This window comes from Persicobacter psychrovividus (assembly GCF_036492425.1).
GTDB lineage: Bacteria > Bacteroidota > Bacteroidia > Cytophagales > Cyclobacteriaceae > Persicobacter > Persicobacter psychrovividus.
In genome coordinates, this window is sequence record NZ_AP025292.1 from 2,899,729 (window position 1) to 2,925,732 (window position 26,004).

Below are 26,004 nucleotides of genomic sequence, written 5' to 3' on the forward strand. Positions count from 1 at the left end.
AAATCCCTCACACAGGAGGACATAAAAAAAGGTCTTGACGGCATCATGCGGTCAAGACCTTTTCTTTTACTAAAATTTGGGCATAAAAAAAGTGCTCTATTGAACACTTGCTTGTAGTCCGTAGGGGAATCGAACCCCTGTTACCAGGATGAAAACCTGGCGTCCTAACCCCTAGACGAACGGACCGAATAATGAAAAACCTGATTACTTTATCAGTAAAAAGTAGTCCGTAGGGGAATCGAACCCCTGTTACCAGGATGAAAACCTGGCGTCCTAACCCCTAGACGAACGGACCATCAATATTCCTCAAAAACACCGTTGTGTTTTCGCTTGTAGCGGGAGCAGGACTCGAACCTACGACCTTTGGGTTATGAGCCCAACGAGCTACCAACTGCTCCATCCCGCGATGTGTAGTCCGTAGGGGAATCGAACCCCTGTTACCAGGATGAAAACCTGGCGTCCTAACCCCTAGACGAACGGACCATTAATATTACCCAAAAACACCGTTGTGTTTTCACTTGTAGCGGGAGCAGGACTCGAACCTACGACCTTTGGGTTATGAGCCCAACGAGCTACCAACTGCTCCATCCCGCGATGTGTAGTCCGTAGGGGAATCGAACCCCTGTTACCAGGATGAAAACCTGGCGTCCTAACCCCTAGACGAACGGACCATTAATATTACCCAAAAACACCGTTGTGCTTTCACTTGTAGCGGGAGCAGGACTCGAACCTACGACCTTTGGGTTATGAGCCCAACGAGCTACCAACTGCTCCATCCCGCGATGTGTAGTCCGTAGGGGAATCGAACCCCTGTTACCAGGATGAAAACCTGGCGTCCTAACCCCTAGACGAACGGACCAAAATATCTTTTATTCCTGAAAACCACCGTTGTGATTCTCTTAGTAGCGGGAGCAGGACTCGAACCTACGACCTTTGGGTTATGAGCCCAACGAGCTACCAACTGCTCCATCCCGCGATGTGTAGTCCGTAGGGGAATCGAACCCCTGTTACCAGGATGAAAACCTGGCGTCCTAACCCCTAGACGAACGGACCAAAATATCTTTTATTCCTGAAAACCACCGTTGTGATTCTCTTAGTAGCGGGAGCAGGACTCGAACCTACGACCTTTGGGTTATGAGCCCAACGAGCTACCAACTGCTCCATCCCGCGATGTGTAGTCCGTAGGGGAATCGAACCCCTGTTACCAGGATGAAAACCTGGCGTCCTAACCCCTAGACGAACGGACCAAAATATCTTTTATTCCTGAAAATCACCGTTGTGATTCTCTTTGTAGCGGGAGCAGGACTCGAACCTACGACCTTTGGGTTATGAGCCCAACGAGCTACCAACTGCTCCATCCCGCGATGTGTAGTCCGTAGGGGAATCGAACCCCTGTTACCAGGATGAAAACCTGGCGTCCTAACCCCTAGACGAACGGACCAAAATATCTTTTATTCCTGAAAATCACCGTTGTGATTCTCTTTGTAGCGGGAGCAGGACTCGAACCTACGACCTTTGGGTTATGAGCCCAACGAGCTACCAACTGCTCCATCCCGCGATGTGTAGTCCGTAGGGGAATCGAACCCCTGTTACCAGGATGAAAACCTGGCGTCCTAACCCCTAGACGAACGGACCAAAATATCTTTTATTCCTGAAAACCACCGTTGTGATTCTCTTAGTAGCGGGAGCAGGACTCGAACCTACGACCTTTGGGTTATGAGCCCAACGAGCTACCAACTGCTCCATCCCGCGATGTGTAGTCCGTAGGGGAATCGAACCCCTGTTACCAGGATGAAAACCTGGCGTCCTAACCCCTAGACGAACGGACCGTGCTTCAAATTTGCGGATGCAAAGTAACAAAACTTACATCTACATTGTCAAGTAATAGACTGAATTTAATTTTCAACTCAAATCCACTTGACATTTCCGACTCAGAAATCAATCAGAATACTTTTTAAAAGCATTTAAAAAGCCCCTTGCTGAAATCGGAGTACAAAGGTAAGTTGAAAATCCATTAAATCAAGCTATATTTGTAAAAAAAATAATGAATGGCAACACAGAAAAAGCATAAAGCAGGCTTTGTCAGCATCATAGGCAAACCAAATGTAGGTAAATCTACATTGATGAATGCGTTGGTAGGAGAGCGTTTATCAATTATTACCTCCAAAGCGCAGACAACAAGGCACCGAATTTTCGGGATTATCAGTGGCGACGACTTTCAGGTCGTGTATTCTGACACCCCTGGAATTTTAAAACCTCAGTACGAACTGCACAACTCCATGATGGATTATGTCAATGCTTCTTTGGAAGATGCCGACCTGGTCTTGTTCGTTACTGACCTCTATGAGAAAATTGAACCTGAAGATCCTGCTTTGGCAAGGTTGAAAAAGGCCAATGTACCCGTTCTGTTTATCATGAATAAGATGGACTTGAACAAAGGCTCTCAGGCAGACGATAAAATCTCGTACTGGATGGATCATGTTGAGCCAGAGAAAGTCATCAAGGTATCTGCTTTGAAAAAGGAAAATCTTGAAGAGCTTTTCGGAGCCATTCTTGAATACCTTCCTGAGCACCCTGCCTATTTCCCGAAAGAACAACTCACAGACCGCCCTGAGCGATTCTTCGGCGCAGAAATTATTCGTGAAAAAATCTTCCTGAATTACAAGAAGGAAGTTCCTTACAGCACTGAGGTTGCGATTACCGATTTCGAAGAGGAAGAGAATATTATTCGTATCCGCGCCGAAATTTATGTGGAGCGAAAAAGCCAGCGGGCCATCCTGATTGGGCACAAAGGAGAGGCGATCAAAAAGGTAGGTATAGAGTCTCGTTTGGAGATGGAAGCCTTCTTCATGAAGAAGGTATTTCTGGAAACCTATGTGAAGGTCGCCGATGACTGGCGCAAAAAAGAACGCTCATTAAAAAACTTTGGCTATGATCGTTAATTGTTTTTTAGCAATTTTGTAGCAGAATTAAGCCACAATCGCCCAAAATATCAATTTTTGGTCTTTTAATTGTGGTGATCAGTAATTATTTATCAGGCATGAACGTATGCCGTTAATCTTAACGCCCAAGCGGGGCGATGAATTAGCAAAAAAGAAAACATGGCAAATATAGTAGCGATTGTTGGACGACCTAACGTAGGGAAATCCACCCTTTTTAACCGTCTGATTGAAAGAAAACAGGCGATTATGGATGACGAAGCGGGCGTTACCCGCGACAGACACTACGGTGTTGCTGAATGGACTGGCAAGTATTTCACCGTCATTGACACTGGTGGGTACGTTGTGGGTTCTGAGGATACTTTTGAGGAAGCCATCCGTGATCAAGTACAGATTGCCCTGAACGAAGCCTCTGTGGTATTGTTCATGGTAGATACCAAAACGGGAATGACTGATCTTGACAAAGATTTTGCAAAGATTGTTCGTCGTATGAAAAAGCCTGCCCTTGTTGTTGCCAACAAGACGGACAACACGGAACTGCAGATGATGTACCATGAGTTTTACGGCTTGGGTATCGATGATGTCTTCCCGATTTCAGCAAACAATGGTTCGGGAACGGGCGAATTGCTCGACCGCGTAGTAGAATTACTTCCTGAAGAAGGCGAAGAAAACCCTTACGAGGGCATTCCACGAATTGCAATTTTAGGCCGTCCAAATGCGGGAAAATCTTCTTTTGTGAACCTTCTTTTAGGAGAAGAACGCAATATTGTAACTGATCTTGCAGGTACTACTCGCGACAGCATCAACTCTCATTACAATGCCTATGGGCAAGAGTTTATTCTGACCGACACCGCTGGTATCCGTAAACGGACGAAAGTCAAGGAGAAAATTGAATTTTACTCTGTGATACGCTCCATACAGGCTTTACAGGACTCTGATGTGATTATCTTGATGATTGATGCCACCCGTGGATTTGAATCTCAGGACATGAACCTGGTTGCTTTGGCTTCGAGATACAAGAAAGGTTTGATGATCATGGTCAATAAGTGGGATTTGATTGAAAAAGACCACAAGACCTCTGAGCGTTTCACTAAAAATATCAAAGAAAAATTAGGGCCTTTGGGTTACGCACCAATTGTTTATACTTCAGTAATGAATAAACAGCGTGTACATAAAGCCATTGAAACAGCCATTGAGATTCACGGTAATATTGAGCGTCGTATCCCTACTTCGCAGTTGAATGATATCATGCTGGATGAGATCGGTGCTTTCCCACCACCATCATTGAAAGGAAAATATATCCGTATCAAATACGTTACACAGTTACCGACCAAAACGCCTTCATTTGCGTTCTTCTGTAACTTGCCTCAGTACATCAAAGATCCATATCGCCGATTTATTGAGAATAAATTGCGTGCACACTTCGGCTTCGAAGGGGTACCGATTCAGGTTTATTTCCGTAAGAAATAACAAAACCATAGACATTAAAAAAGGCATTGAATTTATCGTTCAATGCCTTTTTTGTTTAGAGAAGTGTTAGGGTTTACACTGGTCTTAGCGTCCCGCTAAGACCCAAAACCAAGCAAGCGTCCGCTTGCCCAAAAATCTACGAAGTCTCCTGTTTTCGCCATCGGGACACCCAAGTCAAAAATTGAATAATTCCGCCAATTTCACCTGCTCGGGCTGCAACAAAAGTACTTTGTTTATTTTGCTTCCATCTGGTAGTCGAACCTGAATTTCGTAAATGCTCCGAGCAATTTTGATTGCCTGTTCAGGACTTAGCCTTGCCTCTTTAATATTGAGCTGTCTCTCCAACTCTTTATGTACCTTATATGCAACAAAGGAAATGCAGATATGACTCTCAATTCTTTTTTGAATCCGATGGAATATAGGTCTAATTTTTAAGTCTGTCTTCGAGATACGAAAAGCTTTTTCAATTTTCCATAGTTCTCCATAATTGGCAATGATTTCATCAGAATTACCCTCTACGTTCGTTAAATAGCCTTTTAGGCCATCCCATTTACCATCTTCCTTGAACTTCTCTTCATCTAACTGCACCTTTACCTCGCCATCAAGTTTTAAATATTTGTTATAGCCTCTGTTATTGATATTGGACTTTGTAAGCTTACCTGATGCAATATTCTTCTTGAGTTTATCAAGCCCTTTTTGTCTGTTTTTACCATCCTTTTTGGCTCTTTTGTCAGAATATGTAATAATCAGCCTTAATCCATCAGGTTGAGCTATTTCAGCAGACTCTCCATTACCCAAAGTCAAGTTTAATATTTGGTCTTTGACTTCTTTGTTCATGTTCTTAATTCTTGCTCCGAGAATAAATCCATAGCCTTTATTAAGTAGTTCTTTTACATTTTTATTAGACATGAGCCCTGAATCAGCAACAACTACCAACTTGGTAATATTATATTTGTTGCAGAACTCATCCACGATAGGCAACATGGTATGCCCTTCAAACTTATTACCTTCAAATATTTCGTAAGCAAGTGGATAGCCTCCTCTACTAACCAATAAGCCCAGTACAATTTGCGGATTTTGATGTTTCCCCTCTTTTGAAAAGCCTGTTTTTCTTAAATCATCTTGATGATCTGTTTCAAAATAAAGAGTGGTTACATCATAAAATGCAATATTCACCTCGCCTTCTAAAACTTGTTTCGAGTGTTCGAAGCTAAGATGTTGTAATATCTCTTTATACTCTGAATGAACCTTATCCATTAGCCTGTAAACAGTATTGACAGAGACATTCATCCCATGATTTAACGACCAATGCTCTGTTGTCGCTAGCTTGCTTACAGGATATTCAATGCGAGAAAATACTAATCTCCGAAATAAGAGATCACCGACAAGATTAAAGCCTATTTCGTCATAAATAGAATTTAGTAGAAGGTCAATGCCAACTGATTTGACTTGATCTATTTTGTCAAGGACCTGTTCAGTTTCGGCTCTTTGATTATCGAAATTAATGGCAACCTGACCAGTCTGACCATGAATCCATTGATTTGCTTCATTTTTAAGTGCTAAAATCTCGTTTGGGTCAGCCGATGAGCCAAAAGTCTTAACAACTTTGTACTTTTTTGAGGATTTCAGTATGACTTGGACACTAATGGTACCACTTTTATTGAGTTTTTCACGCACAAACATGCCTTAAATTAGGCAAAATTTAGAAACGGGACACCCACTTTTGACCTGTTTTTATTGTAATCGATTGATTTTTAGGGTGTAGCGAAAATCAGCCAAAAAAGGTGGCGAAGACAGGAAAAAAGGCATTGAATTTATCGTTCAATGCCTTTTTTGTTTAGAGAAGTGTTAGGGTTTACACTGGTCTTAGCGTCCCGCTAAGACCCAAAACCAAGCAAGCGTCCGCTTGCCCAAAAATCTACGAAGTCTCTTCGCCCGCCAACTGTTTATTATACAAATCAAAATACGCCCCCGTTTTCTCCATCAGCTGATCGTGCGTTCCCGCTTCAGCAATCTCACCATCATTCAACACCAAAATCTTATCCGCCAATTTTGCGGAAGAAATACGGTGAGAGATAATGATCGACGTTTTATTTTCCATCACCCCTTTGAGGGCATTCAAAATCGCATTTTCCGTTTTGGTATCTACGGCCGAAAGGGAATCATCCAAAATCAAAATCTTGGGGTTACGCACAATCGCACGGGCAATCGATACCCGTTGCTTCTGACCACCCGAGAGCGTGATTCCCCTTTCTCCGAGAACAGTATCATAACCATGCTCAAAGTTGATAATATTTTCATGCAGATCCGCTTGCTTCGAAGCTTCCAGCATGGCTGTTTCAGAAACATCATCGCTACCGAAAGCAATATTATTACGAATCGAATCTGAGAACAAAAAGACATCCTGCGGCACATAACCAATCTGTCGGCGGATATATGGAATTTTATAATCCCTGATATTCTGCCCATCAATTTTTATTGCCCCTTCCGAGACATCAAACATTCGGCAAATCAAATTGGCCAATGTACTTTTACCCGAACCTGTTCCTCCAATAATCGCAACGGACTCCCCCGATTCAATATTAAAACTGATGTCCTTCAGTGCGACAATCCCCGAATCCTCATACTTAAAAGTAACACGCTCAAAAGCCAGCTGTCCTGTTACTGGCGTTTCAAGCTGCTTTTCCGAAAGAATATCATTCTTGGTAAATAAAAATTCATTGATCCGTTTTTGCGATGCCGCTGCCCGCTGAATAATACTTGTTATCCAACCCAACGAGGTTACAGGCCACGTCAGCAACTGCACATACATCACAAATTCGGCGATATTCCCAAAGGTTAATTGCCCCTTGAGCACTTCAGACCCACCAACAAAAATCGTCAGGATCGTACTTAAACCAATCAAACTTAAAATCAAGGGAAAGAACAATGCCTGAACACGCGTCAGCTTCAACGACCGGTCACGGTAAATTGTACTCTGCTTTTTCAGGTTGTTCAGTGAATCTTCCTCACGAGCAAATGACTTAATCACCCGAATACCCGAAAATGCTTCCTGCACAAAGGTCGATAAGTCGGACAAACTTTTCTGAATGCGTTCAGACCTCCGATTGATAATGTTATTCACAAAATAAATACTCAAGGAAAGTACAGGCAAGGGCAGTAGCGCATACAACGTCAGCTTGGCATTAATGCTGAACATGTACGGAATTAACATGATAAAAAGCACCAACATATTGAGCCCATACATAATCGCAGGACCGAGGTACATACGCACCTTGCTAACGTCTTCAGAAATTCGGGCCATCAGGTCCCCAGTATTATTTCTTCGATAGAATGTCGTTGGCAATGACTGATAGTGGGCATAAATTTCATTCTTGAGGTCAAATTCGATATGCCTTGACATCGCAATGATCGTCTGCCGAACCATGAACAAAAAGAAACCCCGCAAAAAGGCCATCACTAAAATACTGACACCATAGATGATCACCGAACTGTTGATCACTCCACCAAAAACTGCCGACTGATCAGGCATCCCAGCCATCATCCGATGCAGGGAAATATTATCCATTACCAAGTTAAGTGCATTCCTTACCAACTGCCCAGGAATGATCACAAAGAAGTTGGAAATCGCTACAAATAGCAATCCCAAAATGAGATAGTATTTATATTTAAAAAGGTATCTATTAAGGTATTTGAGGTCTTTCACTACGCCTGTTTTATTAATTAGCTATTTTCAGATACTTATTGAATTAACCGTAAATATACTTTAAGTTTACGGTTTGGGCATTGAAAAATCTTTAATTGCACAATTCCCTAACTACAAAGATAATTAAACTACAAATATTTGTCTTATGGCTGACGTAAAGGAAAAAAAAGCTATGACAGAATCGTCTATTTTTACCCGAGTACAAACAATGGGGCACGAGCAGATCGTCTTTTGCCATGATGAAGCAACAGGCCTGAAAGCCATCATTGGTGTTCACAACACCGTTTTGGGTCCTGCTTTGGGAGGTACCAGAATGTGGGACTATGCCTCCGAGGATGAAGCACTCGAAGATGTGTTGCGCCTTTCTCGTGGAATGACCTATAAAAATGCCCTTGCCGGCCTGAATATTGGTGGTGGGAAAGCAGTCATTATCGGCGATCCTAAGAAAGTCAAGAATGAAGCCTTGCTTCGCCGTTTCGGAAAATTTGTAAACAGCCTTGGAGGAAAATATGTAACTGCTGAAGATGTTAATATGGGAGATATTGACATGGAGTACATTTCCTATGAAACCAAACATGTTTGTGGATTGGCCCCAACGATGGGTGGCGCAGGCAACCCTTCACCTGTAACAGCCTACGGAACCTATGTTGGGATGAAGGCTGCAGCCAAACACACCTTTGGCTCTGACAGCCTCACGGGTAAGCGTGTGGCAGTACAAGGCGCTGGTAGCGTTGGCTCCACTTTAGTGGAATACCTCACCAAAGAGGGTGCGGTGGTCTATGTTTGCGACCTTTTCGAAGAGCGAGCGGCGCAGGTGGCAGCAGAAAATGGCGCACAGGTGGTTTCAATGGACGAAATCTATGACCTTGAAGTAGATATCTATTCGCCTTGTGCCTTGGGAGCAACAATTAACGATGACACCATTGATCGCCTGAAGTGTAAAGTAATCGCTGGAGCGGCGAACAATCAGCTGAAAGACGAAATCAAACACGGAAAAATCCTTGTGGACAAAGGCATTGTCTATGCCCCTGACTTCTTGATTAATGCAGGCGGGGTGATTCATGTTTGCCTGGATCACTTTACGGACTACAACCGTGACCGTGCCATGGCCATGACCGAACGTATTTATGATACCTGTCTGGAGATTTTAGAACAGGCTCAAGCGGAAAACATCACGCCTCAGGAAGCGGCGATGAAAGCTGCACAAAAAAGAATCGATCAGGTTGCGAGAATCAAAAGCACGCTATAAGAACAAAAATTCTTTCTTTTACCGCTATTTGGTGGAAAAAAGTCAAAAACTGTAAAATAAATTCGGGCATCGTCCCGAATTTTTTTTTGGAACTGTTTTTGTTTATTAGCTTTGCAATTGTGGTGAAATCACCAACCAATGCAAAGGCATGTTGAATTAGAAAACGTTCTTTATAGTAGATGCTTAATAGAAGATCTCTCCGAATAAAAACTTTGCAAGCACTATACGGCTTGCATCAGTCTAAAAGAGCCAATTTTGGCTTAGCGCAATCGTTGATTGACGAAACGTTTGCCCCTGACCTGAACTCTATGGAACCACAGGATCCTACAGAGCTGAGAGGAAAGGCTCGTACAGCAAAGAAAATCTTCCGTTCGCAGTTTGCCGCAGAAGTAATCAACGCTAAAGAGGATGTTAGTCCTGAAATTATGGACGCCATCAAAGAAGCCATTAAGCTTTTTAACTTAGAGAACTCGAAAGACCTCAAGAACTACCGTCAGGAAATGCTCGAGGAAGCTGAAAATGTTTCCCGAAATTACTTACAGATCCTCGGGGTAATCACCACGTTCGCGGATTTGGTGAAAGAAGAAGCCGACGAAATGTCTGTTAATCTTCAGCGCGCAGGCGAAACCGCAACAAAAGGGAGTTGGAATTTTTACAACAACCCGATTGTTGATATGATCCGTAACAACCCAGAGATCGCTCAGAGAACAGCCGCTACCGGTGCTGCTATCGACGATACTTTGGAGGTTCAGTGCCGCGACTGGTACAAAAAACTCATCAAGAAAGATCCTGAATACCGCGAATACATGCGCAAGCAGAATGCGACTTTCGAGGAGCATAAAGAGTGGTTGATGTATTTTGTGAAAAATATGCTGTTCAAGCACCCTGTGATGGTTTCTTATTTTGAGGAGCAAGATTTGCAGTTCAGCGAAAACCGTTCTGTATTGCGTTCTATGGTATTGAAAACCATAAAATCAGTGAACGATGTTACCGATTCGTTGGTGATCTCTGAATTATCCATGAACTGGGCTGAAGACAAGCGTTTCTTTAACGACCTTTTCAACTACGTTGTGAATAACGAAGACGAATACGTGAACCTGATCTCTGAGCGTGCTCAGAACTGGGACAAAGAACGTATTAATGTGATGGACATGCTGATTCTGAAAATGGCCTTGGCCGAGATGATCAACTTCCCATCTATTCCCGTGAAAGTAACCATCAACGAAGCGGTTGAATTGGCGAAAAACTACTCGACACTAAAGAGTAAGAAATTCGTGAACGGTATTTTGGATGTTTTAGCCATCTCCTTAGGACATGACGGCACTATCCGCAAGTCTGGCCGTGGTTTGATTGACAATAAATAAGCATGTCGGGGGCCTGCATTTAGGCAAAAAAAATCCCTTGACAAGAAACTGAAACCCCCAATAAGGGTTTTATATTAAATGTGCACAGTCAGAAAAATTTTGTTTTTCTAAAGATTGTGCACATTTTTTCTTTCTTTAGCATTTATCCATAAATTGTATTAACAATTTAACCGTTTTCAGATATGAGCAAGAGCACAAATAGTTTTTTGGCATTTATAGCAGGAGCTGCTGCTGGTAGCCTTTTAGGGGTATTATACGCACCTGACAAAGGAGAAAGTACCCGTGACAAACTGTCTTTCCAATTGGAAAAATACAAAGACAAACTGCAGGAATTCATCAACGAAATGATGGATGAAGCACAGGCGGTGCCAGATTCTGAAGCTAAAGCTGAAGGGAAGAAAGTAATTGATGACGCAAAAGAAAAAGCGGAAAAGTTACTCGATGATGTAGATGAGCTCATCAACCAAATCAAAAGTGGACAAAACTAATCTAACCTATTTAGTACCATGAAAAGAGTATTCCTTAACGCCTTTGCTCTGGCGGCATTAGCCTTGGCCGTAGTTTCCTGCGACCAAAAAACAACCACTGAGCACGCTTCATCAACGATTACTAAAGAAGCAGAAGCTGCCAATAAAGTAGCAGAAGAAAATAACCCAGCGGCCACTATCGCCAACGGAAAATTTGAGTTTACCGAAGATCAGTTTGATTTCGGCACTATTAATGAGGGAGATGTGGTAACTCACATTTTCAAATTCAAAAATGTGGGTGATGGTCCCTTACTGATCACCAATGCGCGGGCTTCCTGCGGCTGTACACTCCCTGAGTGGCCAAAGGAACCTATCGCTGTAGGACAAGAAGGGAAAATCACGGTCAAGTTCAACAGTAAAGGCAAGCCAAACAAGCAACGTAAACGTATCAGCATTTATGCCAATACAGAGCCTGAATTGAGTACTTTACACATTACTGCCAATGTTATCCCTAAAAAATTAGAGAAGGCAGGACCGATCAAGTAATCATTATATTTAAGCAATAATTAGAGATGTCGGATTTATTATTTTTCCAAGCAGGTGAACCAGCAAGCATGATTCCTCAAATTTTGATGTTCGTCGCTATTGGTTTTGTCTTTTACTTCTTCATGGTGCGTCCGCAGCAAAAGAAGCAGAAAGAGCAAAAGAGCTTTATTGATGCAATCAAAAAAGGTGACAACGTTGTTACCATCGGTGGAATTCATGGTCGTGTAGTTGATATGACTGCCAATACCGTTACTTTGGAAGTAAGCCGTGGAACTGCAATGACTTTCGAGAAGTCGGCAATTTCATTGGACAGTACAAAGCCAGCACCTGCTGCGAAGAAATAATCCTATTTCTTCCAAAAAATAAAAACCGCTTTCATCGTCATGATCAAAGCGGTTTTTTTCATGCTTAATATTTTATGTTTTTCAAAAGGGCTAAAGCGCAGTGAATACCACTAAGCGCCCCGATGTTCGATTATAGGAATCTAACATCGAAAACAATCTCCTTCGGGAAACGCTCCCAGATAATCTCCAACACCCGTGCCTTGGCCATGGTGAGCTCCTGCCGCATAGCAGAAGAATTCAGCTGCACATACAGCACAGCTTCATTGAGGTAGATTTTCGTCGTACGGCTTGCAATGGCCTGCCCCATCATCTCGCCCCAAGCGGCAGTAACCTGAGTAGCCTCGTACTTATCTTTCAGCCGAAACTCCTTCAGATAGTCCGCAAAGCTTTCATTCACCGTGCTGGTGTCCTTTTTTCGGCGTAAGCCTGGAACGTAGGGTTGTTTGTAACGCATTGCTTAATTGTCTTTTTTCTCTTTACTTTCTTTTTCCACCTCTTCAAGCTCCTTCTTCAGGATCTCCGACACCTGCTTGATATTTGCAGAAAGGTCGTTTTCAGTAGACAGATAGGCATTGATTCTCCGTCGAATCTCCTGAACAGATAAATTGTGGGAAATCTCCCCATTCCTTACCAGTGATATTTGGCCTGTTTCTTCAGAAACCACCAATACCAAAACATCAGAATTTTCCGTCATGCCGATCGCTGCGCGGTGGCGCAAACCAAACTGCGCAGAGATGTCTGAATTTTCGGAAACGGGCAAAATACACCTTGCTGCCACAATCCTGTCTTCATATACAATAACCGCTCCATCATGCAAGGGCGAATTTTTATAAAAAATAGACATCAGTAACCGCTTGGATACTTTCGCATCAATAAGGTCGCCCGTTGAGGCTATCATGCGCAATTCACTGTTTTTGGAAATCACGACCAAGGCCCCAGTACTCGAGAAACTCATCTCGCGCGAAGCCTCCACAATTGCATTGAGCAGGGGAGTATTGCCCTTGGTTGCGCTATTTTGCGAACGGTTAAAATTCCGGAAAATAGGGTTGGAGTTGCGGTGCCAGAAATCAGACATAGACTTGGCCACCATCAGCAAAAATTTACGGATTTCATTCTGAAATAAAATGACGAGCGCAAGCGTACCACCACTCATCACATAGGAGAGCACCGTCGAAAGCAGCTCCATTTTCAGGGTTTTCACCAACTGATAAAAGCCATAGAAAAAAATGAAGCCCAAAAGCACACGCATAGCCATACTGCCTTTCATCAGCTTGTAAATCTGATACAAAAGCACGGCTACAAGAGAGATGTCTACCACATCCCACAGCCTCATTTCAAGAAACCCGATTTTAAACCCTAAGAGAAATATCAATGATCTATATGTCTATTTTTTATAAAAATACATAAAAAGATTGATCATGCACCCTGCATTTTGTTAAAAAGTTCTACACATTCTTTGGCCGCTTTCACATCATGCACCCGCAGCACTTTTGCTCCCTTCATCAAAGCAATGGCATGAAGTGCCGTAGTGCCATTCAAAGCCTCTTCAGCCGTAATGCCAAGGGGTTTGTAAATCATTGATTTTCGGGAAAGGCCAACAAGCAGTGGCAATTCAAGCAGCTGAAAATGATCCAGCTGCTGCAAGAGTTCATAATTTTGATCAAGGTCTTTCGCAAAGCCAAAGCCCGGATCCAGGATAATATCATTCACCCCCAGGTCTTTCAGCATTTTTATCCGCTCCTGGAAATAAGTCACCATTTCAAGGGTCAAATTGTTGTAGTCGGTCAGGGACTGCATAGTTTCTGGCCTGCCCCGCATGTGCATCATGATGTAAGGCACCTGATATTTAGCCACCACTTCAAACATCCGCTCATCGAGCTGCCCTCCACTGATGTCGTTAATGAGTTGTGCCCCTGCCATCACGGCCTGCTCGGCCACTTCCGACCGAAAGGTATCCACAGAAATCAATGCCTCAGGCCAAACTTCCTGCACCGTTGCAATCCCAGAAAGCACCCTTTCAAGTTCCTCTTTTACACTCACCTCTTTAGCACCTGGCCGAGAGGAATACCCACCTATATCGATGATATCCGCTCCTTCATCACGAATACGTTCCACTTGCGCCTGACGATCCTGACTTGCCTGATGCTTTCCCCCATCAAAAAATGAGTCTGGTGTAACATTCAGAATCCCCATCACCCACGGGCGGTTTAAAGTATGCAGATGTCCTCCTATTGTTAGTGTGTTTTTACAGTAAAAACAATTATCTTTCCCCACAGAAATGTAATTTGAAATTTTTAACAGTTTGTCTTTTGAATAATACAACAATAAACGAATATAAAGAAGTAATAAGTACCTGTAAAGAGGTTTTCGCCAAGAAGGCGAAGGATTATGGCACTGCATGGCGTATTTTAAGGCTGAGTTCTATTACTGATCAAATCTTTATTAAAGCCAAGCGCATCCGCTCTATTCAGGAAAAGGGAACGCAAAAAGTCGGGGACGATATCTACGGCGAATTCCTCGGCATTATCAACTATTGTGTCATGGCGCTGATTCAAATGGATTATGCACAAAAAAATGACGACCGACTTGAAATTCCTTATGAGGAACTTGAGCTGATTTACGATCAGAAGGTAGAAGAAACCATGAACCTGCTGATGGACAAAAACCATGATTACGACGAGGCCTGGAGGGATATGCGGGTAAGTTCCATGACCGATATTATCCTGATGAAACTCTTCCGAGTAAAACAAATTGAAGACAACAATGGCAAAACACTGATTTCTGAAGGTATCGATGCCAACTATCAGGACATGATCAACTATTGTGTGTTCTGCATGATTCTGATGAAATCATAAACCGCATTTTTCAGTCGCCCAACCTTTTTAAACCATTTTTACCGATCATGAAGCTATTAGATCGAATTATTCAATACATCACAGGTATCATATTCATTATCTCGGGGGCGGTAAAACTCAACGACCCCGCAGGAACAGCTATTAAGCTGCATGAGTATTTTGATGTTTTCAGTTCTGATATCTCTCCCATCTTTGAGCATTTCATACCGTTCAGCCTCTTCTTTTCTATTTTGCTGAGCAGCCTTGAGATTCTGCTGGGATTAGCCCTGCTGATTGGTTGGCGAAAAAGGCTTACCCGGGGCTTGCTGGCTGCCATGATCATCTTCTTTGGCTTTCTGACTTTTTATTCCGCTTATTACAATAAGGTAACAGATTGTGGCTGTTTCGGCGATGCCATCAAATTCACCCCCTGGGAAAGCTTCACCAAAGATGTGCTCCTGGGTGTGTTTGTCTTTTACCTGATCGCCAGAAATGGCGTAAAGGACTACTTTACCGATGCAGGACGCAACCTGATGATGGCATTGTGTATGGCCGCTTGTGCTGTGATAGCCTATATGGCAATTGAACATTTGCCCTTTGTGGATTTCCGGCCATTTAAAGTTGGGGTAAACATCCCTGAAGCCATGCAGCCTTCCGCACCATTCATTTATTCCTACACCATGGAAAAAGATGGGCAACAGGTAACATTGAAAGAATACCCCACTGACACCACCTACAAGTTTGTCTCGATGAAACTCGAGAACCCAGAGGCGCAGCCCACAATTCTTGATTTCAGTATCTGGAACGATGATGGTGATTTTACCGGTTATGCCCTTCAGGGAGCCAAGCTGTTCATCATCTCCAATAATATCACTTTGGCAGATCTCGCTGCTTTCGAGAAAATCAAACACCTGACCGATGCGGTAAGCGAACAGGTAGAACCCATGTTACTGACCTCAAGTACAACCGAACAGGTGGCGCCAGTTCGTGAGCAGTACCAACTTAATTCACCCATTTATTTTGGTGATGACACGGTGCTGAAGACCATCATTCGTGCCAACCCCGGTATCGTGCTTGTGAAAGACGGTACCATTCTCGGGAAATGGCATTATAACGATTGCCCCGACCCACAGACCATCTTATCGTTGATCAAAGAATAATATGCTAAGATACCTACTCCACAGCCTGCTTTACGGATGCTCGGTACTCTTCGGAGTCATCGTTGTTGTCTTCCTTTTATTTCATGCATTGCCTGGTGACCCTGCGGCCATGCTTAGCGGACAGCGTTCCGACGTTGCGACTGTGGAGATGGTAAAAAAAGAACTTGGCCTTGATCAAAGCCTTGGGGTGCAGTTTGCCTATTACCTCAATGACCTGAGCCCTGTGAGTGTTCATCAGGACACGCCTGATCATCAGAAAAAATACGACTACCGCCCCCTGTTTCATTTTAAATCAGGAAAGGTATTGGTGGTTAAAGCACCATATTTAAGGAGGTCATTTCAGAACAATCGGCCTGTGAGCAGTATTTTAATGAGCAATATCGGCCCTACACTAACACTGGCTTTCAGTGCCTTGTTTATTGCAACCCTCATTGGTATCTCCCTCGGGCTTATCGCTGGGCTTTGGCCCCGCAGTTTTGCCGATAAATTCATCAGCGTACTCTCGGTCTTTGGGCTTTCAGTACCCACCTACGTGCTGGCCATCCTCATGGCTGTTATTTTCGGCTACTACCTTGCACCCTACACAGGACTTAATATTACTGGGCAGCTCTACGAACGCAACCCTTTAACAGGGGAGCAAGTACTGGTTCTGAAAAACCTGATTCTGCCCGCCATAACACTGAGCTTGCGCCCACTGGCTGTGATCAGTCAGATCTCCAAAACTGCCATTATCGATGTTATTCATCAGGACTTTGTGAAAACTGCACGAGCGAAAGGGCTAAGGTATTATCGTCAGATCCTGATTCGGCACATCCTGCCGAATGCCATGAACCCCATCATCTCTTCAGTGACCAACTGGCTGGCCAACCTGATTGCAGGGGCTTTCTTTGTAGAATATATTTTCGACTGGAAAGGTATCGGTTTTGCCACCCTTAATGCTGTTCAGCGACTCGACTTCCCCGTAGTGATGGGCGCCACTTTATTCATCGCCTCTTGCTTTATTTTGATCAATATTCTCACTGATTTAATCTATGCCATCCACGATTCACGAAATATAGGTTAAAGACTTCCCTTACATCTCCTTTATTTTGTGAATAAATTTCACTAATTTATATAACACGGCTGTATTTTCACCACACAGATACCGCCATTGTGATCACGCAACAAATTTATTATGCATCAGAAAATATTCCTTATTGGTATGCCAGGCGCTGGAAAAACGACCCTGGGCTTACCTTTAGCCAAATCATTAAATTTGCCATTTTTTGACCTTGACGCCATTATCGAAGCCAAAGAAGGAAAGGCGATTAAGGATATATTCACCGATCAGGGAGAAGCGTATTTCCGAGAAGTAGAGGCTCGGGCACTTCGGGATTTCTGTATGGTGCATCAAGCCTTTATTTTGGCCACTGGTGGCGGAACGGCCTGTTTCCATAAAGGAGTACAGTTTATGAATGAACAGGGCACCACGGTATTTATCAATGTTTCTGCGGCAGAACTTTTTAAGCGGTTGCATGGAAAAGGTACACAAGACCGACCATTACTTAACGGCAAAACATCAGAACAACTCGAACGTGAGCTCGAAGGAAAGGTCATGAAGCGGTTACCTTATTACAATAAGGCCACCATCAGCATTGCTGGAGATCGGATAGTTCCACAGGCCATTATCGAAAAATTAGCCTAAAAAAAAGACGGACAGCCTGTTAAGCCTGTCCGTCTTTTTTTTGATATCCTGTTTTTCCCTAAAAGAAGAAGCCTACATTAATCTGACCTCTCCACTGCGCCATTTTATCCAAAGCATAAGGCGAATCAATGGCTATACTACCATCAGACTCATACAGATCATAAGGAGTGATGACACCCTGACGTTGCGAATTCAGCAACACAAAATCCACGGAGAAAGCCTGATCTCGGTAGCCAATTCCTCCACTGACAGTATGCACGGCATAATCTGCGATATTATTCTGTAACTGGGTATAAGGGTCTTGCTGAAAGTTATATCCTCCTCGCAATCTTATTTGACCAATACGGAATTCAGCACCTGCTCTAAAATTCCATACTGCACCCAATTGATTGTCCACATTGGCATTGTCCCCTGTCATATCGAACTGATTCGAGGAGAAAGAGATACTTGAGTAATCAACATATTCGGCATCGGCAGACAAAAACCCAAACTTCCCAAGAAACACACTCGCCCCTAATGAAGATCTCCAGGGAGTTGTTACCCTGAAATCGCTATTGAATTGCAAAGGATCTGCGACCTGATTATTCAGTGTAACCGTTGAGTTACCATCGTCATACTCATAATTGTTAAAGTTGGCCGTCAAATTCAATCGGTTCATATCCGAAGCCGCATTATAGGTCGGTGTTGTTACCGACGCCCCAATATTTATCTGGGGAATTGGCTTGAAGATCAAACCAAAATTAGCATTAATACCCGTTGAGCGCATATGGTATTCATCCCCCAAACGAATGTCTGTCAATGCAGATTCATCATACTGCTCAGTATAAACCCGCTGGTAATAGTAGTTTGTGCTTACAATGCCCACACCAACACCGATGAACAAAATATCATCAAAATTCCCGCCATAAGCGAAATTCCAGGTATTCTGATTTCCCCGACGGGTAATGGCCTCTTGCTGACGCACAGGAAACTGCTCACTTGGCACGTCATTGAATAATAAACGGTCGATAAATTGATCTCCATTCTGATCAATATAACTATCCAACAGATAAACATCCGCAGCCATCCCGATCAATGATGGGTCACCGATCAAATCATTGATGTCCGTAATGCCGGCGTCATTAGCCCCCTGCACAAAGAAATCATTGATATCATTCGCAGCGTTACTACCTCGGTAGATCGTTGTCCCGCTATAATCACGCATTCGGTTAAAGGTAACCGCGAAAGAACCTCCACGCCACTTACCAGGGACCAGATCGTCTTTTTTCTGTGAGATCACCAAACCCATATTGGTAAACTGAAACTTGGAGTTATCCGCCGTAGTGTTTTCGGTGTTGAAATTTCCGGAAGAGAATGAATAGGTGTTATAATCTGCCGAAGAATGCTTTACATTCATGCCCATACCGATATTAAACTCAGACCTTCTGAAAAAGCCAAGCCCTGCAGGGTTATAATAAGCAGCACTCATATCACCTCCAAGAGAGGTCGCCGCTCCTCCAATGGCTTGAATTCTTGCTGTCCCCACCACATCGGTCTGCGTCATTTGTACCGCTCGATCCGTGTAACTCAATCCCTGAGCATACAAAGAAACAGGGGCGAAAAAGACCAAGCATAAAAGAAATTTGATCGATCTGCACATATTGAAAGGTTAATTTTGATTAAGAAAATGGATTCCCCATAGTTACATATTCCTATGAGATAAAAAAAGGAGCTTTAAAAAAAGCTCCTTTAGATTAAAAATTATTGTCTTCCGGAGCGACCTCCACCAGATCTTCCGCCACCGCCATAGCTGCGACTTCCTCCAGTACTTCGCGTTGGTGAGGAGAAGGTGCTCCTCGATGGCGTTGTACTTCTGTAACTTCTGTTCGGGGTAGAATTAAAGTTATTAGTGGATTGTCTGGTATTTGATCTGTTGTAATTGCTCGGCGTTGAAGTACTTCTATTTCGTACCCTGCTTGGCTGAGGTGCTACATAATTACCTCTCGAAGGTGTGGCCGTTGTTCTAACCCTTGAGTTGGAACGTGGCGTTGTTGTATTGACAGAACTGCGGCTTCGCTGATAAGCAGAACGATCATTTCTGACTGTTCTTGTACTGCGGTCTGCTCTTCCTCGAGAATCTGTACCTCGCATCACCCGTGCTGGGCGCGCTCTGTTGCTTCGGTCTGTTACCGCAGAATTTACTGGGCGATTAACGCCTACGCGGTTATTTGATGCTGTTGAATTTCGATATGTATTTTCAGCTCTTTTGGCCCTGTCAGAAGTACGCTTCTGACCGGAAACACCTACAGAACCATTTCTACCACTGCTGCCCCCTCGTACATAACGGGTATGATCAACTGGGCGCTCTATCCCTGGTGGTCGGTAACCTGGAGGGCAATAGCCGCCGCCCCAACCGTAACCTGGGTAACCCCAACCATAACCCGGACGGCCCCATGCATAGCCTGGATAACCGAAGCCTGGTCGGCCCCAACCAAAGGAAGGACCATAAAATGGGTCGTACCAAGGGTCATACCAGCCGTTGTATCCGGGGTAACCAAAGCCACCGCCGCCCCAGCCCATACCTACGGACCATCCGAATCCCGGACGTCCCCAGCCTGGACCATAAAAGCTGCTAAAGCCAAAACCCATCATCGGGTTCATCATCATGTTGGCACCACCATATACATTGATATTGGTAGAAGCCTGAGGAACCGCATTCAATCCATTAGAGCTGTAAGCATAATTGGATTGCTGCTGCGTTTGTGCTGGCTGACTTGACTGATAATCTGGTGTGAAATAAGATTCTGAAGAATAGGTAGGGTTACCATCATACTCGACGGTATCCGCGTATGCTTCAGGGTTTTTATAGCGATTGATCAAAGCAGGGTCCACAGTTTTTGCAGAATAGTTTGATTCATCGTAAGTATATCCTCCACTGGAATAGGAGGGATTTGAATGTACTGTGCTGTTAGTTTTTGAAGGCGATGCTTGGCTTGAAGAAAAAGTAGGCTTCGCTCGATCCTTCTTGGTGAAGTACATATCGTCTACCTCCTGCGCTTTTACAACAGATGGTAAGATCGTTGTTCCTCCCACAACTAATCCCATTGCTAATATGGCTACTAATTTTTTCATAGTCGTCAATTTACGGAATTATCCTCGTTAAACATTAGTTTAGGCTAATAAACAGCCCATAACTTTGGACCACCTACTAATTATTACGACATGCCCATTGAAATGACTGTAATAATATTATTATATTTGTCCCTTAACGAGCGTTTACGTTCATAAATATAGCAAATTTTATACCATTTTTCAATATAATTCAAAAAGATGAGTAAGGGATTACCAAAAAGAAGCGAAGATTATTCGCTATGGTACAACGAATTAGTAAAAAGAGCGGATCTCGCTGAAAATTCTGCTGTTCGTGGCTGTATGGTTATCAAGCCCTATGGCTTTGCCATCTGGGAAAAAATGCAAGCCGTATTGGACAAGATGTTCAAAGACACCGGCCACAGCAACGCTTACTTCCCCTTGCTGATCCCGAAATCTTATTTAAGCAAAGAAGCGGACCACGTTGAGGGTTTCGCTAAGGAATGTGCCGTTGTAACACATTACCGACTAAAAAATAATGATGCCGGAGACGGTGTGGTCGTTGACCCTGCTGCAAAGCTGGAAGAGGAGCTGATCATCCGCCCAACTTCAGAAACGGTGATCTGGTCCACTTACAAAAACTGGATTCAGTCTTACCGCGACCTTCCCGTGTTGGTCAATCAGTGGGCCAATGTGATGCGCTGGGAAATGCGTACCCGCTTGTTCTTGCGTACTGCTGAATTCCTGTGGCAGGAAGGGCACACGGCCCATGCTACAAAAATGGAAGCCATTGAAGAGGCAGAACAAATGCACGAAGTATATGCCCGTTTTGCGGAGGACTTCATGGCCATGCCTGTTGTAAAAGGTACAAAATCTGAAAGTGAACGTTTCGCTGGTGCTTTGGAAACCTATACCATCGAGGCATTAATGCAAGATGGCAAAGCGCTTCAGGCAGGAACTTCCCACTTCCTGGGTCAAAATTTCGCCAAAGCCTTTGATGTAAAATTCCAGTCCAAAGAAGGAAAGTTGGAGCACGTTTGGGGTACTTCATGGGGGGTTTCTACCCGTTTGATGGGCGCCCTGATTATGGCGCACTCCGATGATGAAGGATTGGTATTGCCGCCAAAACTGGCACCTATCCAGGTGGTCATTGTTCCTATTTACCGTAAGGAGGAAGAATTGGAAGCCATCAGCGATAAGGTCAAAGAAATTAAAGCAGCCTTGTTGAAAAGAGGAATCTCTGTAAAATTTGACAACCGCGATACTTTCAAGCCTGGTTTCAAATTCGCCGAGTGGGAATTGAAAGGGGTACCGGTTCGTTTGGCTATGGGACCTCGTGATCTGGCCAATGGCACCGTAGAAGTTGCCCGCCGCGACACCAAAGAGAAAAATACTTATGCCCTTGAGGGCATCGATGCGACTGTTGAACAGTTACTCGAAGAAATTCAAAATAACATCTTCACCAAAGCACTCACTTACCGTGACGAGCACATCACGGAAGTAAGCTCTTACGAAGAGTTTAAAAAAGTATTGGAAGACAAAGGCGGTTTTGTGGCCGCTTATTTCGATGGCACCAAAGCCACTGAAGATAAAATTCAGGACGAAACAAAAGCCTCTACAAGATGCTTCCCAGTAGACTGGAAAGACTCCGAAGAGGGGCCGTGTATGATTACCGGAAAGCCTGGTAAAAAATACTTGTTCGCCAAAGCTTATTAATTTATTAAGACCGATACTTCTTTTGTATCGGTCTTTTTTTTACCCATAACATCAAAAAACTGAAAGCCTGCAAGCCAATGGACATTCAATTATTATGGAGAAAAATTCCTGAATACAAAAAAAGCCACTGAAAGGCTGTTTTTGAGCATCAGCAACACTTTTTTCATTTTTTATTAATTGAATGCACAATTCAATGCTCACTTTCTTTCAATTATCAATCGAACACTTTACATTTGTTCCAATTTGGACACACATATTTTCCATAGATATTTTAATCCCTGTCAAGAATGCCAAAAGACAATAGTATTAAATCCGTTTTAATTATCGGTAGTGGACCAATCATCATTGGACAAGCTTGTGAGTTTGACTATTCAGGATCTCAGGCTTCTCGCTCATTGCGCGAAGAAGGTATTGAGGTTACACTGATTAACTCAAACCCAGCGACGATCATGACTGACTCGGTAACAGCTGACAACATTTATCTTAAGCCTTTAACAAAAAAATCTATTGTTGAGATTCTTGAGAAACATGACATCGACGCTGTTCTTCCTACAATGGGTGGGCAAACAGCCCTGAACCTTGCGATTGACTGTCAGACTGCTGGAATCTGGGAAAAATACGACGTTGATATTATCGGAGTGGATATTGACGCTATCGAAATGACGGAGGACCGCGAGAAGTTCCGTCTTTTGATGAAAGAATTAGGGGTGAATGTATGTAAGGGAGAAACTGCTACATCATTCCTTCACGGTAAAGAAATCGCTCAGAAAATTGGTTTCCCATTGGTGATTCGCCCATCATTTACCCTTGGTGGTACAGGTGGTGGTTTCGTTAATGAAGCCAAAGATTTCGACAAAGCCTTGACACGCGGTTTGCATGCCTCACCAACCCACGAGGTATTGGTAGAACAGTCGATCCTCGGATGGAAAGAGTATGAGTTGGAGTTGTTGCGCGACAACAATGGCAATGTGATCATTATCTGTTCTATCGAGAACTTTGACCCAATGGGGGTTCACACAGGTGACTCCATTACCGTTGCTCCTGCAATGACCCTCCCTGACACCGTATATCAGCACATGCGCGATTTGGCCATCAAGATGATGAACGGTATCGGTCAGTTTGCCGGTGGATGTAACGTTCAGTTCTCTGTAAACCCAGAAAACGACGAAATCATCGCCATTGAGATCAACCCTCGTGTATCTCGCTCTTCCGCTTTGGCATCGAAAGCAACAGGTTACCCTATTGCTAAAATCGCCGCTAAACTGGCGATCGGTTACAACCTTGATGAGTTGAAAAACCAGATTACCAAAACCACTTCGGCATTCTTTGAGCCAAGTTTGGATTACGTTATCGTAAAAATCCCTCGTTGGAATTTCGATAAGTTCCAAGGCTCCGACACTTCCCTTGGCCTTCAGATGAAAGCCGTTGGTGAAGTTATGGGTATTGGTATGAACTTCCAGGAAGCACTTCAAAAGGCATGTCAGTCTTTGGAGATCAAACGTAACGGTTTAGGTGCCGATGGCAAATCAAACACCAACCAGGCGGAATTGCTTCACAGTCTTGAGCACCCAAGCTGGGATCGTTTGTTCCACATCTATGATGCTTATAAATTAGGTATTCCTTATAAAACCATCCGTTCATTATCTAAAATCGACCCTTGGTTCTTGCGCCAGATCGAAGAAATGATCGCTTTGGAAAAAGAATTGGCGAAATTTGAATTGAAGTCAATTCCTAAAAAATTATTGCTTGAAGCCAAGAAAATGGGTTATGCCGATCGCCAGATCGCACACCTTGTTGGCTGTAAAGAAAGCGAAGTACACGCACACCGCCGCAGCATGGGCATTAACCGTGTGTATAAAGTAGTGGATACTTGTGCCGCAGAATTTGAAGCACAGACTCCTTATTACTACTCTACCTTCGGCGACGAAAATGAGTCGATCAGTTCTGACAAGAAAAAGATCATCGTTTTGGGTGCTGGTCCTAACCGTATCGGTCAAGGTATCGAGTTTGATTACTGTTGTGTGCATGGGGTATTGGCCGCTAAGGAAGCTGGCTATGAGACCATCATGATCAACTGTAACCCAGAAACAGTATCCACTGATTTTGATGTTGCAGATAAATTGTACTTCGAACCAGTATTCTGGGAGCACATCTACGACATCATCCTTCATGAAAAACCTGAAGGTGTGATTGTTCAGTTGGGTGGACAAACCGCACTGAAATTAGCAGACAAACTCACCAAATACGGCATTAAAATCATCGGTACTTCTTTCGATGCCCTTGATTTAGCCGAAGATCGTGGCCGTTTCTCTACTTTATTGAAAGACCTCGACATTCCTTATCCACAATTCGGAACTGCTGAAACTGCTGAAGAAGCGATTGAAGTAGCACAGGAAGTTGGCTTCCCTTCATTGGTTCGCCCTTCTTACGTATTGGGTGGTCAGGGCATGAAGATCGTTATCAACGAAGAAGAATTGATGCAACACGTTGTTAAGGTATTGCATGACATTCCTGGAAACAAAGTATTGTTGGATCATTTCTTGGATGGTGCGGTAGAGTGTGAAGCAGATGCAATCTGTGATGGTGAAAATGTACACATCATTGGTATCATGCAGCACATCGAGCCTGCTGGAATTCACTCTGGGGATTCTAATGCAGTATTGCCTCCATACAACCTGGGAGATTTGGCAATCAAGCAAATTGAAATTTACACTCGCAAGTTGGCCACTGCTTTGAAAACCGTTGGTCTGATTAACATCCAGTTTGCTGTAAAAAATGATATTGTTTACGTAATCGAGGCAAACCCTCGTGCATCAAGAACAGTTCCATTTATATGTAAAGCTTATCAGGAGCCTTATGTGAATTACGCCACTAAAGTAATGTTGGGTGCCAAAGTGACAGACTTCGAGTTTAATCCTGTCAAAAAAGGTTACGCAATTAAAGAACCTGTATTCTCTTTCAACAAATTCCCGAATGTAAACAAGGAATTAGGGCCTGAAATGAAATCTACAGGGGAATCAATCTACTTTATTGACGATTTATTAGACGATTATTTCTTGAAATTACACTCGGAACGAAATTTGTACTTGAGTAAGTAATTAACAAGTATAGAACATAAAACCTGGGCTTCGGCCCAGGCTTTTTAAATCTTTCTTTTCAATGGGTAAGTTTTTAATATTCCTTTTCATCCTGTTTTATATAGGATATAAAAGAAACTGGGGGCGCAAACTTTTGATGTTTGCTTTCTACAAATTACTTAAAAAACAAGGCTTTCAGCCGCATGGTGCTCAACAGCAATATGCGCAGCAGAATCCGCATGGTAAGCGACGAAAACCTTCCGGTGTTCATGTCGATTATGTCCCAGATAAAAAAAAGAAAGATATAGATCCTAACAACTTTAAAGGTGGCGACTATATCGATTACCAAGAGGTTGATTAAACCAAAGAAGGCTTTTCC

Annotated in this window: 21 protein-coding genes and 18 tRNA genes; 14 read left to right on the forward strand and 25 right to left on the reverse strand. The window is 43.4% G+C overall.

Features of this window, described 5'->3' with window-relative positions; translation table 11 throughout:
* Positions 1-114 precede the first annotated feature (114 nt).
* The 18 genes from AABK40_RS12420 to AABK40_RS12505 form a co-directional block, all read right to left on the reverse strand.
* A tRNA-Glu gene (locus tag AABK40_RS12420) sits at positions 115-186 on the reverse strand.
* Positions 187-223: 37 nt separating this feature from the next.
* Positions 224-295 (reverse strand) — tRNA-Glu (locus AABK40_RS12425).
* A gap of 38 nt (positions 296-333) precedes the next feature.
* Positions 334-406: transfer RNA gene (locus AABK40_RS12430), tRNA-Met, on the reverse strand.
* 5 nt (positions 407-411) lie between these two features.
* Positions 412-483: transfer RNA gene (locus AABK40_RS12435), tRNA-Glu, on the reverse strand.
* A gap of 38 nt (positions 484-521) precedes the next feature.
* Positions 522-594 (reverse strand) — tRNA-Met (locus tag AABK40_RS12440).
* Positions 595-599: 5 nt separating this feature from the next.
* Positions 600-671: transfer RNA gene (locus tag AABK40_RS12445), tRNA-Glu, on the reverse strand.
* A 38-nt stretch (positions 672-709) separates the two neighbouring features.
* A tRNA-Met gene (locus tag AABK40_RS12450) sits at positions 710-782 on the reverse strand.
* Between the two features lie 5 nt (positions 783-787).
* Positions 788-859: transfer RNA gene (locus tag AABK40_RS12455), tRNA-Glu, on the reverse strand.
* Between the two features lie 44 nt (positions 860-903).
* Positions 904-976 (reverse strand) — tRNA-Met (locus AABK40_RS12460).
* A 5-nt stretch (positions 977-981) separates the two neighbouring features.
* A tRNA-Glu gene (locus AABK40_RS12465) sits at positions 982-1,053 on the reverse strand.
* A gap of 44 nt (positions 1,054-1,097) precedes the next feature.
* Positions 1,098-1,170: transfer RNA gene (locus tag AABK40_RS12470), tRNA-Met, on the reverse strand.
* A gap of 5 nt (positions 1,171-1,175) precedes the next feature.
* Positions 1,176-1,247 (reverse strand) — tRNA-Glu (locus AABK40_RS12475).
* Between the two features lie 44 nt (positions 1,248-1,291).
* Positions 1,292-1,364: transfer RNA gene (locus AABK40_RS12480), tRNA-Met, on the reverse strand.
* Positions 1,365-1,369: 5 nt separating this feature from the next.
* Positions 1,370-1,441: transfer RNA gene (locus AABK40_RS12485), tRNA-Glu, on the reverse strand.
* A 44-nt stretch (positions 1,442-1,485) separates the two neighbouring features.
* Positions 1,486-1,558, reverse strand: a tRNA-Met gene (locus AABK40_RS12490).
* A gap of 5 nt (positions 1,559-1,563) precedes the next feature.
* Positions 1,564-1,635, reverse strand: a tRNA-Glu gene (locus AABK40_RS12495).
* A gap of 44 nt (positions 1,636-1,679) precedes the next feature.
* A tRNA-Met gene (locus tag AABK40_RS12500) sits at positions 1,680-1,752 on the reverse strand.
* A gap of 5 nt (positions 1,753-1,757) precedes the next feature.
* Positions 1,758-1,829, reverse strand: a tRNA-Glu gene (locus AABK40_RS12505).
* Positions 1,830-2,048: 219 nt separating this feature from the next.
* Between AABK40_RS12505 and era the strand changes: the two genes are divergently transcribed.
* Complete coding sequence (gene era, locus AABK40_RS12510) at positions 2,049-2,942, forward strand: GTPase Era (RefSeq protein ID WP_332922785.1); 894 nt, start codon at positions 2,049-2,051, stop codon at positions 2,940-2,942.
* Between the two features lie 159 nt (positions 2,943-3,101).
* On the forward strand, positions 3,102-4,409 hold the full coding sequence (gene der / locus AABK40_RS12515; protein ID WP_338397188.1) for a ribosome biogenesis GTPase Der: 1,308 nt from the start codon (positions 3,102-3,104) through the stop codon (positions 4,407-4,409).
* 174 nt (positions 4,410-4,583) lie between these two features.
* On the opposite strand, the gene AABK40_RS12520 is transcribed toward der, so the two are convergent.
* Both AABK40_RS12520 and AABK40_RS12525 read right to left on the reverse strand, forming a co-directional pair.
* Positions 4,584-6,092 (reverse strand): IS1634 family transposase, encoded by a 1,509-nt coding sequence (locus AABK40_RS12520; RefSeq protein WP_338396942.1) that lies wholly within the window; start codon positions 6,090-6,092, stop codon positions 4,584-4,586.
* Between the two features lie 235 nt (positions 6,093-6,327).
* A complete protein-coding gene (locus tag AABK40_RS12525; protein ID WP_338397189.1) occupies positions 6,328-8,115 on the reverse strand; it encodes an ABC transporter ATP-binding protein in 1,788 nt (595 codons plus the stop codon).
* A 145-nt stretch (positions 8,116-8,260) separates the two neighbouring features.
* Between AABK40_RS12525 and AABK40_RS12530 the strand changes: the two genes are divergently transcribed.
* The 5 genes from AABK40_RS12530 (at position 8,261) to yajC (ending at position 12,085) form a co-directional block, all read left to right on the forward strand.
* Positions 8,261-9,364 carry a Glu/Leu/Phe/Val dehydrogenase dimerization domain-containing protein gene (locus tag AABK40_RS12530; RefSeq protein ID WP_332922782.1) on the forward strand — a complete coding sequence of 368 codons (1,104 nt, stop codon included), beginning with the start codon at positions 8,261-8,263 and terminating at the stop codon, positions 9,362-9,364.
* Positions 9,365-9,576: 212 nt separating this feature from the next.
* Complete coding sequence (nusB, locus tag AABK40_RS12535) at positions 9,577-10,728, forward strand: transcription antitermination factor NusB (protein WP_332922781.1); 1,152 nt, start codon at positions 9,577-9,579, stop codon at positions 10,726-10,728.
* A gap of 182 nt (positions 10,729-10,910) precedes the next feature.
* Entirely contained in the window at positions 10,911-11,216 is a 306-nt protein-coding gene (locus AABK40_RS12540) for a YtxH domain-containing protein (RefSeq protein WP_332922780.1), read from the forward strand.
* A gap of 18 nt (positions 11,217-11,234) precedes the next feature.
* Positions 11,235-11,741 (forward strand): DUF1573 domain-containing protein, encoded by a 507-nt coding sequence (locus AABK40_RS12545; protein WP_332922779.1) that lies wholly within the window; start codon positions 11,235-11,237, stop codon positions 11,739-11,741.
* Between the two features lie 26 nt (positions 11,742-11,767).
* Positions 11,768-12,085 (forward strand): preprotein translocase subunit YajC, encoded by a 318-nt coding sequence (yajC, locus tag AABK40_RS12550; RefSeq protein WP_332922778.1) that lies wholly within the window; start codon positions 11,768-11,770, stop codon positions 12,083-12,085.
* 130 nt (positions 12,086-12,215) lie between these two features.
* Here yajC and AABK40_RS12555 read toward each other — a convergent pair whose 3' ends face one another.
* The 3 genes from AABK40_RS12555 to folP all read right to left on the reverse strand — a co-directional run bounded on the left by AABK40_RS12555 (position 12,216) and on the right by folP (position 14,278).
* Positions 12,216-12,539, reverse strand: coding sequence for a DciA family protein (locus AABK40_RS12555; protein WP_332922777.1), 324 nt, complete (start codon positions 12,537-12,539; stop codon positions 12,216-12,218).
* 3 nt (positions 12,540-12,542) lie between these two features.
* Positions 12,543-13,418, reverse strand: coding sequence for a diadenylate cyclase CdaA (gene cdaA, locus AABK40_RS12560; protein WP_332922776.1), 876 nt, complete (start codon positions 13,416-13,418; stop codon positions 12,543-12,545).
* A gap of 83 nt (positions 13,419-13,501) precedes the next feature.
* Positions 13,502-14,278 (reverse strand): dihydropteroate synthase, encoded by a 777-nt coding sequence (gene folP, locus AABK40_RS12565; protein ID WP_338397190.1) that lies wholly within the window; start codon positions 14,276-14,278, stop codon positions 13,502-13,504.
* A gap of 116 nt (positions 14,279-14,394) precedes the next feature.
* On the opposite strand from folP, the gene AABK40_RS12570 reads away from it, so the two are divergent.
* The 4 genes from AABK40_RS12570 (at position 14,395) to AABK40_RS12585 (ending at position 17,763) form a co-directional block, all read left to right on the forward strand.
* Positions 14,395-14,940 carry a DUF1599 domain-containing protein gene (locus AABK40_RS12570; protein ID WP_332922774.1) on the forward strand — a complete coding sequence of 182 codons (546 nt, stop codon included), beginning with the start codon at positions 14,395-14,397 and terminating at the stop codon, positions 14,938-14,940.
* Positions 14,941-14,987: 47 nt separating this feature from the next.
* Complete coding sequence (locus tag AABK40_RS12575; RefSeq protein ID WP_338397191.1) at positions 14,988-16,079, forward strand: BT_3928 family protein; 1,092 nt, start codon at positions 14,988-14,990, stop codon at positions 16,077-16,079.
* A 1-nt stretch (position 16,080) separates the two neighbouring features.
* Positions 16,081-17,142, forward strand: coding sequence for an ABC transporter permease (locus AABK40_RS12580; protein WP_332922772.1), 1,062 nt, complete (start codon positions 16,081-16,083; stop codon positions 17,140-17,142).
* 111 nt (positions 17,143-17,253) lie between these two features.
* Positions 17,254-17,763 carry a shikimate kinase gene (locus AABK40_RS12585; protein ID WP_332922771.1) on the forward strand — a complete coding sequence of 170 codons (510 nt, stop codon included), beginning with the start codon at positions 17,254-17,256 and terminating at the stop codon, positions 17,761-17,763.
* A gap of 58 nt (positions 17,764-17,821) precedes the next feature.
* Here the strand turns inward: AABK40_RS12585 and AABK40_RS12590 are convergent, their stop codons facing one another.
* Together AABK40_RS12590 and AABK40_RS12595 are read right to left on the reverse strand one after the other, a co-directional pair.
* Positions 17,822-19,402, reverse strand: coding sequence for an OmpP1/FadL family transporter (locus AABK40_RS12590; RefSeq protein WP_338397192.1), 1,581 nt, complete (start codon positions 19,400-19,402; stop codon positions 17,822-17,824).
* Positions 19,403-19,503: 101 nt separating this feature from the next.
* Positions 19,504-20,874 carry a hypothetical protein gene (locus tag AABK40_RS12595; RefSeq protein ID WP_338397193.1) on the reverse strand — a complete coding sequence of 457 codons (1,371 nt, stop codon included), beginning with the start codon at positions 20,872-20,874 and terminating at the stop codon, positions 19,504-19,506.
* Between the two features lie 198 nt (positions 20,875-21,072).
* Here AABK40_RS12595 and proS point away from each other — a divergent pair, with 198 nt between their 5' ends.
* The 3 genes from proS (at position 21,073) to AABK40_RS12610 (ending at position 25,986) form a co-directional block, all read left to right on the forward strand.
* The gene (gene proS, locus AABK40_RS12600; RefSeq protein WP_332922768.1) at positions 21,073-22,548 is read left to right on the forward strand and encodes a proline--tRNA ligase; all 1,476 of its coding nucleotides are present in this window, start codon (positions 21,073-21,075) and stop codon (positions 22,546-22,548) included.
* 287 nt (positions 22,549-22,835) lie between these two features.
* On the forward strand, positions 22,836-25,646 hold the full coding sequence (gene carB, locus AABK40_RS12605; RefSeq protein WP_332922767.1) for a carbamoyl-phosphate synthase large subunit: 2,811 nt from the start codon (positions 22,836-22,838) through the stop codon (positions 25,644-25,646).
* Between the two features lie 61 nt (positions 25,647-25,707).
* Positions 25,708-25,986, forward strand: a complete 279-nt coding sequence (locus AABK40_RS12610; protein WP_332922766.1) for a hypothetical protein — start codon at positions 25,708-25,710, stop codon at positions 25,984-25,986.
* Positions 25,987-26,004 lie beyond the last annotated feature (18 nt).

What these genes read in the sequence shown, in the direction of transcription:
- AABK40_RS12530 (WP_332922782.1), top strand. Translation starts at nt 8,261, where the DNA reads ATGGCTGACGTAAAGGAAAAAAAAGCTATGACAGAATCGTCTATTTTT.
- yajC (WP_332922778.1), top strand. Translation starts at nt 11,768, where the DNA reads ATGTCGGATTTATTATTTTTCCAAGCAGGTGAACCAGCAAGCATGATT.
- der (WP_338397188.1), top strand. Translation starts at nt 3,102, where the DNA reads ATGGCAAATATAGTAGCGATTGTTGGACGACCTAACGTAGGGAAATCC.
- AABK40_RS12540 (WP_332922780.1), top strand. Translation starts at nt 10,911, where the DNA reads ATGAGCAAGAGCACAAATAGTTTTTTGGCATTTATAGCAGGAGCTGCT.
- AABK40_RS12610 (WP_332922766.1), top strand. Translation starts at nt 25,708, where the DNA reads ATGGGTAAGTTTTTAATATTCCTTTTCATCCTGTTTTATATAGGATAT.
- AABK40_RS12595 (WP_338397193.1), bottom strand. Translation starts at nt 20,874, where the DNA reads ATGAAAAAATTAGTAGCCATATTAGCAATGGGATTAGTTGTGGGAGGA.
- AABK40_RS12545 (WP_332922779.1), top strand. Translation starts at nt 11,235, where the DNA reads ATGAAAAGAGTATTCCTTAACGCCTTTGCTCTGGCGGCATTAGCCTTG.
- cdaA (WP_332922776.1), bottom strand. Translation starts at nt 13,418, where the DNA reads ATGAGGCTGTGGGATGTGGTAGACATCTCTCTTGTAGCCGTGCTTTTG.
- era (WP_332922785.1), top strand. Translation starts at nt 2,049, where the DNA reads ATGGCAACACAGAAAAAGCATAAAGCAGGCTTTGTCAGCATCATAGGC.
- AABK40_RS12555 (WP_332922777.1), bottom strand. Translation starts at nt 12,539, where the DNA reads ATGCGTTACAAACAACCCTACGTTCCAGGCTTACGCCGAAAAAAGGAC.
- folP (WP_338397190.1), bottom strand. Translation starts at nt 14,278, where the DNA reads ATGGGGATTCTGAATGTTACACCAGACTCATTTTTTGATGGGGGAAAG.
- AABK40_RS12585 (WP_332922771.1), top strand. Translation starts at nt 17,254, where the DNA reads ATGCATCAGAAAATATTCCTTATTGGTATGCCAGGCGCTGGAAAAACG.
- proS (WP_332922768.1), top strand. Translation starts at nt 21,073, where the DNA reads ATGAGTAAGGGATTACCAAAAAGAAGCGAAGATTATTCGCTATGGTAC.
- AABK40_RS12575 (WP_338397191.1), top strand. Translation starts at nt 14,988, where the DNA reads ATGAAGCTATTAGATCGAATTATTCAATACATCACAGGTATCATATTC.
- AABK40_RS12580 (WP_332922772.1), top strand. Translation starts at nt 16,081, where the DNA reads ATGCTAAGATACCTACTCCACAGCCTGCTTTACGGATGCTCGGTACTC.
- AABK40_RS12590 (WP_338397192.1), bottom strand. Translation starts at nt 19,402, where the DNA reads ATGTGCAGATCGATCAAATTTCTTTTATGCTTGGTCTTTTTCGCCCCT.
- carB (WP_332922767.1), top strand. Translation starts at nt 22,836, where the DNA reads ATGCCAAAAGACAATAGTATTAAATCCGTTTTAATTATCGGTAGTGGA.
- AABK40_RS12520 (WP_338396942.1), bottom strand. Translation starts at nt 6,092, where the DNA reads ATGTTTGTGCGTGAAAAACTCAATAAAAGTGGTACCATTAGTGTCCAA.